This is a genomic window from Pseudoalteromonas sp. MQS005 (assembly GCF_001661605.1).
GTDB classification, from domain to species: domain Bacteria; phylum Pseudomonadota; class Gammaproteobacteria; order Enterobacterales; family Alteromonadaceae; genus Pseudoalteromonas; species Pseudoalteromonas tetraodonis.
In genome coordinates this window covers 27,035-38,206 of sequence record NZ_LYRQ01000010.1, presented here as the reverse complement: position 1 = coordinate 38,206, position 11,172 = coordinate 27,035, and the positions used below count along the sequence as shown (strand labels likewise).

Here is an 11,172-nt window from a genome sequence, read left to right as displayed (position 1 = left end):
AAATTGTAGACTATGAGCATAAAGTGAAGGTGGGGTTATTACGAGATGACTGCAAACGTATTCAATGTAATTAAACACATAAAAAAGGGCTCTAGCGAGCCCTGTTTTGTATTTATAACTTATTATTTTTTATCAAAAGCGCGTTTCATGTAATTAGGTGTTGCGAGTGCACCGTGATGAATGCCGCCATTGTAGTATTCACTATGCTGTGCAATTATTGCTGCGCCGTCTTCTCTAAAGCCATTAAAAGCCTCAGATTTGCGAGCTAGCGTCACTGACCATAACCCACTTGGGTAAATAGGTTGTGGGAATGGGAGTGTTTGTAAATCGTTAAAACCAACACTTAGCATAGCTTCGCGCATTTCAACCAACAGTGGCATATGCATTAATGGCGATTCACTTTGTTGTACTAGTATTCCACCAGGACGAAGTGCGTTTAAACAGCTAGTATAAAACGCATGGTTAAATAAACCTTCACCTGGGCCTACCGGATCAGTACCATCAACAATCACTACATCAATAGACTCACCAGCTGCTTCGCGCATGTATTTAATGCCATCGTCAAACATCACAGTAGCACGTGGGTCATTATTTGATTCACATAACTCTGGGAAGTACTTTAACGACATTTGGGTAACCACTTCGTCAATATCTATTTGAGTTACAGTTTCTACACTTGGGTGCTTGAGCACTTCACGTAATGTACCGCAATCGCCGCCACCAATAATAACTACGTTTTTTGGGTTTGGATGCGCCAGTAATGCTGGGTGGCTGATCATTTCGTGGTAAAAAAAGTTTTCACGGCTACTTACCATAGTACAACCATCAATGATCATTAAATTACCAAAGTCTGTGGTTTCAAACATTTCTACTTTTTGAAAAGGAGACTGTTTTTCATCTAACTTTTTGTTAATACGTAATGAAAATGCGCTGCCATCGCGGTCGCTAATTTCAGTAAACCACTTACTTTGATCTAAATTTGCCATAGTTGTTGTTACACTTTTGGTTGAGTATGAAAAAAAGGAGGCAATTCTGCCAGTGCTTGGCCTATTGCTCAATCAAATTTTACTCTCTTTAGCGAATAAAGTTAGCTATAAAGAGGGGAAAGTTCAATTTTTGTTAGCTTAGCAGATAGTGACGTATTAAAATGCCCCTTTACACCTAATTTAATAAAGAAGAGTTGCCATGACTTGGGGTTTAGAAACAGCACGTGCTACATACAATGTTGCTCATTGGAGCGATGGTTATTTTGATATTAACGCACAAGGTGAGTTGATAGCCTATCCGGATGGCGACCAAACAAAACCTGCCATTTCTTTAAGTCAGCTTACTGAGCAATTTAAGCAACAAGGGTTAACATTGCCCGTACTGGTGCGCTTTACTGATATTTTAAAAAATCGTGTCGATACGCTCACCAATGCCTTTACTCAAGCGCGCACTAACCGCGAATATAACGGCAAATACACCTGTGTTTATCCTATTAAAGTAAACCAGCAGCGCTCTGTTGTAAGTAAGTTATTAGCTCACCCAAGTGGCTTAGTGGGACTTGAAGCCGGTTCTAAGCCTGAACTAATGGCCATTTTAGGGGTGGCGAAAGAGCCTATTACAATTGTATGCAACGGCTACAAAGACAGTGAGTTTTTACGTTTAGCCTGTATTGGTCAAGCAATGGGACACGGCGTTAAAATTGTGGTTGAAAAACTCTCAGAGCTAACCACATTGCTTGAAGAAATTGATAATTTAGGCATTGAACCGGCTATTGGAATTCGTATTCGCTTAAATTCGGTTGGCAAAGGTAAATGGCAAAATACCGGTGGTGAAAAAGGTAAGTTTGGTTTAACCGCAGGGCAAGTACTCAGTGCAGTGGAAGTACTTAAGCAACATAACAAGTTGCATTTAATGCAAATGGTGCATTTTCATATTGGTTCTCAAATCGCCAATATTCGTGATATTCATCGTGCCTTGCGCGAATGTGCTCGCCATTTTGCTGAATTAACTCAATACGGTGTACCGCTAAATACGGTTGATGTGGGTGGCGGGCTTGGCGTTGACTATGAAGGCTCAGGCTCACGTAGTGCCTGCTCAATGAACTACACAGTCGAAGAATACGCGCGTAATGTAGTGAATGCATTTGCCGATGTGTGCGATCAGCATAACTTAACGCATCCTGCGATTATTACCGAATCTGGCCGTGCATTAACGGCTCATCATGCGGTGTTGATCACCGATGTCATTGATGTAGAAAAAGCACCGAATCATTTAAACCCAGAACCGCCATTGGAAAACAGCGCATTAGTGCTAGATGAAATGTGGCAATGCTTACAACGTTTGAACCCACGTATGGCACTTGAAATATATCATGATGCTATGCACTTATTTAGCGAAGCACACGATCAATACGTGCATGGTTTAGTGAGCATGCTAGAGTGGGCGAAAATAGAGCAGCTTTACTTTACGATTTTACACCGAGTTCGTGCATCGTTAAGCGTTAACGCACGCGCTCATCGCGAAGTGCTGGATGATTTAAACGAAAAGCTAGCCGATAAACTGTTTGTGAATTTTTCATTGTTTCAGTCATTACCTGATGTATGGGGTATTCAGCAGTTATTTCCGGTCATGCCCATCGAAAATCTAACGCAGCCGCTTACTCAGCGCGCGATTATCCAAGACATTACTTGTGATTCTGACGGGCAAATACGTGAGTACGTTGAAGGTGCAGGTATTGAAACAAGTTTACCTATCCCTGAATATACACAAGGTCAGCAGTATCATATTGCCATGTTTATGGTGGGGGCATACCAAGAGATTTTAGGTGACTTACATAACCTATTTGGTGATACCGACTCAGTCCATGTTGAGCTTAATGAGCAGGGATATGTATTAACCAATGCCATTAAAGGAGACAGCGTTAAGGATGTATTAAAATTTGTTGATTATGATAGCGAGTTATTAGCTGATAACTTTGCCACTCAAATTAATAAACTTGATGTATCAGAACACTGTAAAGAAGGGTACCTAGCCGAGCTCAATGCAGGGCTTGAGGGCTACACCTATTTTGAAGATTAATTTAGTTGCATAGTTAAGCGCGGTCTTAGTGGCTGCGCGATGTTTAAAGGAATAGAAGTAATGTCAGTTATTCGCAGTGTATTTAGTATTTTCTTTTATACAATAAACACTCTTTTTTGGTTTGTGCCTATTTTTATTTGTGGCATCGTTAAGTTAATCCCAATCAAACCACTACAAAAATTAATGAGCTGGACGGCCAAGCAATGTGCCTCTATTTGGGTGACCTTCAACACGTTAAATCAAACGTTATTAACGCCAACTAAACTTAATGTTATTGGCCTTGAAGAGCTTAAATTAAAAGATTGGTACCTAGTTATTGCGAACCATCAAAGCTGGGTGGATATTTTAGTGTTACAGCGGGTGTTTAACCGAAAAATACCTTTTTTGAACTTCTTTTTGAAAAAAGAGCTTATTTACGTACCTGTTTTAGGTTTGTGTTGGTGGGCACTCGACTTTCCTTTTATGACCCGTACCAGTAAAAGCCAATTAAAAAAGAATCCTAAATTGCGTGGTAAAGATTTAGAAACCACCCGTAAAGCCTGTGAAAAATTTAAAGAAATGCCAGTCAGTGTGGTTAACTTTGTTGAAGGGACGCGGTTTACAGCGCAAAAGCATGCGCGTCAAAATAGCCCGTTTCCTCACTTACTTAAACCGAAAGCGGGTGGTGTGGCGTTTGTAATGCAAGCCATGGGTGAGCAAATTTCTAAAGTGGTAAATGTCACTATTCATTACCCTGAGGGCATTCCTACCTTTATGGATTTTGCAGCCGGTAAAGTAAAACACATTGATGTACATGTTGAAGTAAAAGGCGTTAGTGACGACTTAATTGGTGATTACACTAATGATCCTGACTTTAGAGTACGCTTTCAAAGTGAATTAAACCGCGTGTGGGAAGAAAAAAACCAGACGTTGGTTAATCTCAAACAAAAATAACAAAATGAGCTGACAGTTATGCTAAAAAAATGGTTACCTAATTGGTTAAATGGCTTAATTGTTGGCTGTGTTTTATTTGCTAATTTAATAATATTTGGCGCATTAGTGCTTACCCTAGGGTTAGTTAAATTAGTGCTGCCCATACCTGTAGTGAGTAAATTATTACACAGTGCGTATAAAGGGTGGTGCAAAGGTAACCGCTTAGGGCTGTGGTTAGGCTGTAATAATATTAAAGTTAATATTAGTGGGGAGGTAAACGCCAACAGTTGGTATTTGCTAATCAGTAATCATATTAGCTGGCTTGATATTGCGGTATTGAGCTCGTTGGATGCATTGCCAGCCCCTAAGTTTTTTTTAAAAGATGAGCTTAAATACGTGCCATTTATTGGCACTGGTGCGTGGGCGATGGGTATGCCCTTTATGAAACGAGTGACCAAAGCGCAATTGGCTAAAAATCCGAATTTAAAAGGCTTAGATGTCGAGCGTACTAAGCGCAGTTGCCGTAACTTTCGTCATCATCCTACAACCATAGTTAACTTTGTAGAAGGTACGCGTTTTACTGCGCAAAAGCACCAGCATCAACAAAGTCCTTTTCAGCATTTATTAAAACCTAAGGCTGGTGGAACTGCTTTTGCCTTAGAGGTTTTAAACGAGCAGTTTGACGCTATGCTTAACACCAGTTTAGTGTATAGCGGTCAGTCAGATCATGTGTGTCGTAATATTTTAAAAGGCGAGTTGGAGTCTATTCATATTACTATTGAGGTTATGCCAATAAATACACAGATGATTGGCAGTTACCAAACCGATAAGGCATTCAGGGCCCAGTTTCAGCAATACTTAAATAACTTATGGACAGTAAAAGATAAGCAATTAAGCGCTATTCATATTCAGCAAGCTAGTACTGAATTAACACCCAGTAAGGAAATTGAAATACCATGAGCAAAACACACCTACAGGAGCTAATTACTCCTTGGTTTGAAAAAGTCCCCGATGCTTTTTTTCTCAGCGCAATCACCGCCTCATCAATTGGCATTCTTTCATTATTATTTGTTTACTTATTTACTCGTCGCTTGATGTTACCGGGTATTCAAAAGGTGGTGACTAAACTCTCTCCTGAGCGTATTGGTTCATTGTCACCTATGTTAACTAAGCTGAATAAGCGGATTGCCTGCTTGCTGTGCTGTGTGCTTTTTTTAGCCACATTTGATAGTGTTTATCCGGTTAATGCAATTGCTCAAGAGATCCTTAAAACCATTGGCCAAGCATTATTAATTATTTATATTGGTTTTATTATTAGCAGTATTGTAAGCATTGCTGGTGCTATTTATAACCAATTAGATTTTGCCCGCGAAGTGCCCATTCAAGGGTTAATTCAAGTGGTTAAGCTGATCACCTTTATTGTGTGTTCAATATTAATTGTTAGTATTGTGCTTGAAAAATCGCCGACTTATATTCTTTCTGGTTTTGGTGCTATTGCCGCTGTTACTTTATTAGTATTTAAAGACACCATATTAGGTTTTGTCGCCAGCATTCAAATTGCCGCTAATCGTTTGGTGACCTATGGAGATTGGATCCAAGTAGATAACTACGGCGCCGATGGCGAAGTAATTGATTTAGGACTTAATACTGTAAAAGTGCGTAACTGGGATAACACCATAACGACCATCCCTACTTATATGCTGGTGGCCGGTTCATTTAAAAATTGGCGCGGTATGCAAGAATCTGGTGGGCGACGCATCAAGCGTTCTTTAAACATTGATATGAACAGCATCTTTTTAGTTGATGACGATTTTAAAGCGCAAATAGAAGCGGCTATACCACTGCAAGAATATATTCGACTAGGCACACTTCCCGATCCGGTGTCGAACTTAGGGCTATTTCGTCGCTATGCAGAGGGTTACTTAAAACAACACAGTAAAATCAATACCTCGCTCACACTTATGGTGCGTGAACTACAACCGCTTAATCATGGCTTACCGATTGAGTTTTACTGCTTCAGTGAAGACAAACGTTGGATATCGTACGAGCACTTACAAGCTGAAATTATGGACCATTTACTGGCCGTATTACCTGTGTTTGGGCTGCGCGCTTATCAAAGTGTCAGTGGGCAATTAAGCCCAGCTGACGGAGCCAATATGGCAGGTAAACCCAGCATTAAAGTGCCCAATAATGCTGTCCAAGGCCAACACCAATAAACAATAACAATAGCCACCAAATAGGTGGCTTTTTAATACGTAACCATGCAAACGCAGCAATCACTAATGCAATTTGCCAAATATTGCTTACGGCAGAAGTCCAAATGGGCGAATATAATGCAGCTGCCAAAAAGCCAACTACAGCAGCATTAAGCGCTGCAATTGAGCTGGCAAAGCGAGGATTACTGGCCAAGTTTATCCAGCTTTTTTGAAACGCCAGCATCAGTAAAAAACCGGGTGAAAATATCAATAATGTTGCGATTAGCGCACCCACTAATGGTTGTGCAGAGTTCAATTGTGCCCCCAAGTAGGTGGCTATAGTAAACATTGGGCCAGGAACGGCTTGGGCACTGGCGTACGCAGTTAAGAATTGATCATTACTCAGCGTTGGAACTCCCGCTTGCAAAACAGGTAATACAACGTGTCCACCACCAAATACCATGGCACCTGCTTGGTAAAAAGGCGCGAATAACGCAGCGTTTTCGCCAAGTGGGATAAAGCTGATGGCAAGTAGTAGTGCAAATAAGCCAAGAGCAATCCAATTGATGTTGGTTTTTTCTCTGCTAACATTTTCTGTAGATTTAGCTAAGTTAAGTAAAGGCCATAAAGCACCGATAATGGCAGCGGTTACTAAAATGGCGATTTGAGTGCCCAACATAGGAAATAAAATCAGTGCTAAAGTACTCATTATTGCCAGAAGTTTAAGTACCGCACTGGTGCAAAAGCTCTTCGCCATACTAAGGGTCGCATCAGCAACAATAACCACGGCAAATAGTTTCAAACCTGCAATAATAGCAAAATAAACAGCATCAAACTGATGTGCACTTATTGCAATTAGCACCATGATCAAAAACGAAGGCAGGGTAAAGCCTATAAACGCAGCGATACCACCGAGTACACCCGCACGTTCTACGCCAATAGCAAAGCTAACCTGACTTGAACCAGGGCCTGGCAGAGCTTGACTTAAGCTAATTAGCTGCGCGTAACGCGCTGTACTTAACCAGCGAAGCGAATCAACAAAGTGGTGCTTAAAGTAACCTAAATGCGCGGCAGGGCCGCCAAAGCTCATGCAGCCAAGCAAAAAAAACTGCCTAAAAATCGCAATTAACATAGTGTCCATCGCCTTTTGATAAATCATAAAATTGTCACAAACAAGTATGACATTATTATGAAACGCTATCACTACTTCCTTATTTGATAGGCAATATCAACGCTTATACGTTATTCTTCATTGTTGGTTCATACATATATTTGCATAATCGCAATAATAAATTCTAAATGAATAGGAAATTACCATGATGTTAACTAAATCACTTTTAAGTGTCACTGTCGTTGCTGTATTACTTTCTGGCTGTGAAATGAATAACACAGGTAAAGGTGCCGCTATTGGTGCAGCCGCGGGTGGTATTTTAGGTAAAGCTACAGGTAATCATAAAGATAAGCGTATTTTTATTGGTGCAGCTATTGGTGCGCTAGCGGGTGCTGCTGTAGGTGATTACATGGATAAACAAGAAGCTGCTTTTCGTGATGAGTTAGCGGGTTCGGGAGTTGAAGTGGTTCGTGAAGGCGATAACTTACGCTTAGTGATGCCCTCTAATATTACGTTTGCGACTGATCAATCTTATATTTCATCGGGCTTTCATGACACTTTAAATGCGATAGCAAGTGTAATGAATAAATACGAAAAAACCTACTTAAGTGTTGAAGGTCACACCGACAGCACGGGCAAAGACAGTTACAACATGACTCTTTCAGAGCAGCGTGCACAAAGTGTAAAAAATTACTTGGTAAACCAACAAATTATGGCGGCACGAGTAAGCACGAGTGGCTATGGCGAATCACGCCCAATAGCGACCAACGACACAGCGAATGGTCGTGCGCAAAATCGCCGAGTAGAAATTCAAATTGTACCAAACACTCAAGGTTAGCTTTTGTAGTTACAAACCGCGTTTGCGCGCGGTTTGTGTACTTATTTAAAGGGCACTTTTAAATAAGTTAGTTGTCATAAGGAGTTCTTCATAGGGACATGTTTATGACAAATTGGCGTACAGCAATTATTTTATCGGTATGTTTACATGGGTTAGTTTTGTTTTTTTTAACTACCTTAAAAGCCCCTAAAATTAAACAGCCGCAATTAACGCCAATTAAAGCGTATATGGTGAATGTGCCTGCCAAAAATAAAGTAACGCAACAAGCCACTCAGCAAAGCGCTAATAAAAATGTTAATACAGAAATAACCCCAACCAAGCCTGTTAATGCAACCCAATCAAAACCACTAAATGCGACTAATAAAAAAACAAAGGAGACGACTGAGCCGGTAAGTACCACCTCCATAAACACCCACCCTGTAACCGCAACGTCTTATAAAAAGATCGACCTGAAAAAAGGGCTCAATAGTATTTTACAGCAACAAACTGGCTATTCTGATACTGCAAAGAATGACCCTCAGAAAAAGCGCATTACCGTCCCAAAAGAGCATGCAGGGAAGGTGAAGCCGCTATTAAAAATAGAGCAGCAAAATATGCAATTTACCACTTACCGACGAGGTGATAGCTGTTTTAAAAAGGTATCTATTGGTGCTGGGGTTATGCCCAAAAAGGACTTGCCAGAGAGTTATATCGTTGGTGTAAAGTGCGATAAAACCAAGCTAACAAAGGCTTACGATACCGCAATGAATAAATGGCTTCATAAAAAGTAACTACTAAAGCGCAATTAATCTAGATTAAACTGTAATTCACATAGTTTTTGATACAAAGGGTTACTTGCCATTAATTGCTGATGAGTGCCTGTAGCTTTTATTTCGCCATTTTCCATTACCACAATCATATCGGCATGTTTTACCGTGGCCAGTCTATGGGCAATAATCAGCGTTGTTCTATTTTGCATTAAGTGTTCAAGTGCGGCCTGAACATGATGCTCGCTTTGCGCATCAAGCGCGCTGGTAGCCTCATCAAGTAGCAGTATTTCTGGGTCTTTTAAAATGGCGCGAGCAAGAACAATACGCTGCTTTTGCCCACCCGATAGCCTTACACCTTGTTCACCTAAGAAGCTGTTATAGCCTTGTGGTAACTGTTTTATAAATTCATCAGCATGGGCATGTTTGGCGGCCGTATAAACTTGCTCGTCACTGGCGCTTGGGTTTCCATAGCGAATGTTATGCATAACATCAGAGCTAAATAAAATCGGGTTTTGTGCCACCATCCCCATTTTGTTACGCAAGGTATTTAATGACAACTGTTTAATATTTATATTATGAAACTTAATCGCTCCGCTGGCAGGGTCATAAAAACGCTGTAACAGTTCAAACAAGGTGGTTTTACCGGCACCGGAAGGGCCAACAATAGCCACAGTTTTACCTGTTTCAATATTTAAGCTGATATTATTTAATGCGCTTACATCTGGGCGAGAAGGGTAATTAAAACTAATACTTTCAAGTGAAATTGCACTGTTGCTGGTTGTTGCATGTAACTGATCATCTTTTGGAATTTCGGGATTTTGTATTTTACTTTCAACCGCAAGTAGCTCGAGTAACCTTGCTGCTGCTCCTGCTGCGCGTTGTAGTTCACCGTAAACTTCTGCAACGGTCGCTACCGACATGGCCACCATAATGGCATAAAACACAAAAGCACCGAGTTCACCGCCCGTCATAGTGCCTGCTAACACATCACTACCGCCTACCCAGAGCATGGCACTAATAGCACTAAAGGTAAGAAAAATAACAGCTGCAATTAAAAACGAACGTTGTTTAATTCGGCTTTTAGCCACATTAAAGGCCTTTTCGGTTTCAAGCGCAAAAGCAGATTGTTCTAGTTGTTCGTGGCTATAACTTTGTACCACTTTTATGTTTTGAATGATCTCACCCGCGTAGGTGCTTATATCGGCAATAGCATCTTGGCTAGAACTGGCGAGTTTGCGCACCTTTTTACCAAACACTATCATAGGCACCAGTACTAAAGGGACGCAGGCCACAACGACCAAGGTAAGCTTTAAATTAGTAACAAGCAGCATAATTAAACCACCGACTAACATTAGCGAGCTTCGCAGTGCCATAGAAAATGACGAGCCAATAATAGATTGTAATAATGTGGTGTCGGTGGTTAAACGCGACATCAGCTCGCCGCTACGATTTTCTTCAAAGTAACTCGGGTGCAAGGTAACAATACGATTAAACACGGCTTTTCGAATGTCGTTACTGACTCGTTCGCCAATCCACGACATTAAATAAAATCGGCTGAATGTACCCACTGCCAATAAACTGATCAAACCAATTAATACCAACACAGCTTGTTGTAATTGCGCTTGCGAGCCGGCAATAAAGCCATGATCAATCACAAATTTAACGCCTTGCCCTAGCGATAAGTTAACTCCTGCGGTGGCCAGTAACGCCACTAAAGCCCCTAAAACTACCCATTTATAAGGCTTAATAAAATTGAATATAGGGAATAAAGCGCTAAAGGCGGCTTTATCTGAAGCAGACTTGTCTGTAGGCATAGTAGATTCTTATTGATGATTAAGGTATAGATATGGCATCAATAGATTAAAAATCAATAGTATTAAAAATCATCAATAGGGAAAAATTATGACAACTAAACAGGTAACAGGCGAGTTTACCGTTACATTAGCGCCTATAGAAGGGTATGCACATGGACAGCAAGGCGTTAATTTAGGTCGTATGTCGATTGATAAACAATTTACTGGTGGCCTAACCGCAACTAGCCAAGGTGAAATGCTCAGCGCCATGACCCCCACCCAAGGCAGTGCCGGTTATGTGGCTATTGAGCAAGTAATAGGCGAACTTGATGGTTTGCAAGGTGGTTTTGTATTACAGCATTTTGGGCTGATGGACAAAGGCCAAGATAGCTTAATTTTAAAAGTCGTACCCGACTCTGGTACCAATGAGCTCGCAGGATTAACAGGCAGCATGGCGATACGAATAGAGCAGGGTATTCACCATTATGATTTTGAATACAGCCTATAA

At 40.8% G+C, this 11,172-nt stretch carries 10 protein-coding genes; 7 read left to right on the top strand and 3 right to left on the bottom strand.

Features of this window, described 5'->3' with window-relative positions; all coding sequences use genetic code 11:
• Positions 1-122 precede the first annotated feature (122 nt).
• Positions 123-986, bottom strand: coding sequence for a polyamine aminopropyltransferase (gene speE, locus A9479_RS05275; protein WP_064662884.1), 864 nt, complete (start codon positions 984-986; stop codon positions 123-125).
• 199 nt (positions 987-1,185) lie between these two features.
• On the opposite strand from speE, the gene speA reads away from it, so the two are divergent.
• From speA to A9479_RS05255, 4 genes are read left to right on the top strand one after another with little or no spacing between them, the layout of a single operon-like run.
• A complete protein-coding gene (gene speA / locus A9479_RS05270) occupies positions 1,186-3,066 on the top strand; it encodes a biosynthetic arginine decarboxylase (RefSeq protein ID WP_064662883.1) in 1,881 nt (626 codons plus the stop codon).
• A gap of 60 nt (positions 3,067-3,126) precedes the next feature.
• Positions 3,127-3,999 (top strand): acyltransferase, encoded by an 873-nt coding sequence (locus A9479_RS05265; protein ID WP_008109502.1) that lies wholly within the window; start codon positions 3,127-3,129, stop codon positions 3,997-3,999.
• An 18-nt stretch (positions 4,000-4,017) separates the two neighbouring features.
• On the top strand, positions 4,018-4,938 hold the full coding sequence (locus A9479_RS05260; RefSeq protein WP_013466094.1) for an acetyltransferase: 921 nt from the start codon (positions 4,018-4,020) through the stop codon (positions 4,936-4,938).
• A complete protein-coding gene (locus A9479_RS05255) occupies positions 4,935-6,194 on the top strand; it encodes a mechanosensitive ion channel family protein (RefSeq protein WP_016899329.1) in 1,260 nt (419 codons plus the stop codon). Before A9479_RS05260 ends, A9479_RS05255 begins: the two co-directional genes overlap by 4 nt.
• Here A9479_RS05255 and chrA read toward each other — a convergent pair.
• On the bottom strand, positions 6,154-7,305 hold the full coding sequence (gene chrA, locus A9479_RS05250; protein WP_024602198.1) for a chromate efflux transporter: 1,152 nt from the start codon (positions 7,303-7,305) through the stop codon (positions 6,154-6,156). The genes A9479_RS05255 and chrA overlap by 41 nt on opposite strands.
• Before the next feature lie 184 nt (positions 7,306-7,489).
• Between chrA and A9479_RS05245 the strand changes: the two genes are divergently transcribed.
• Both A9479_RS05245 and A9479_RS05240 read left to right on the top strand, forming a co-directional pair.
• On the top strand, positions 7,490-8,122 hold the full coding sequence (locus tag A9479_RS05245; protein ID WP_016899327.1) for an OmpA family protein: 633 nt from the start codon (positions 7,490-7,492) through the stop codon (positions 8,120-8,122).
• Between the two features lie 104 nt (positions 8,123-8,226).
• Entirely contained in the window at positions 8,227-8,892 is a 666-nt protein-coding gene (locus tag A9479_RS05240; protein WP_016899326.1) for a hypothetical protein, read from the top strand.
• A 14-nt stretch (positions 8,893-8,906) separates the two neighbouring features.
• Here A9479_RS05240 and A9479_RS05235 read toward each other — a convergent pair whose 3' ends face one another.
• The gene (locus A9479_RS05235; RefSeq protein WP_064662882.1) at positions 8,907-10,685 is read right to left on the bottom strand and encodes an ABC transporter transmembrane domain-containing protein; all 1,779 of its coding nucleotides are present in this window, start codon (positions 10,683-10,685) and stop codon (positions 8,907-8,909) included.
• An 88-nt stretch (positions 10,686-10,773) separates the two neighbouring features.
• Here A9479_RS05235 and A9479_RS05230 point away from each other — a divergent pair, with 88 nt between their 5' ends.
• Positions 10,774-11,172 carry a DUF3224 domain-containing protein gene (locus A9479_RS05230; protein ID WP_064662881.1) on the top strand — a complete coding sequence of 133 codons (399 nt, stop codon included), beginning with the start codon at positions 10,774-10,776 and terminating at the stop codon, positions 11,170-11,172.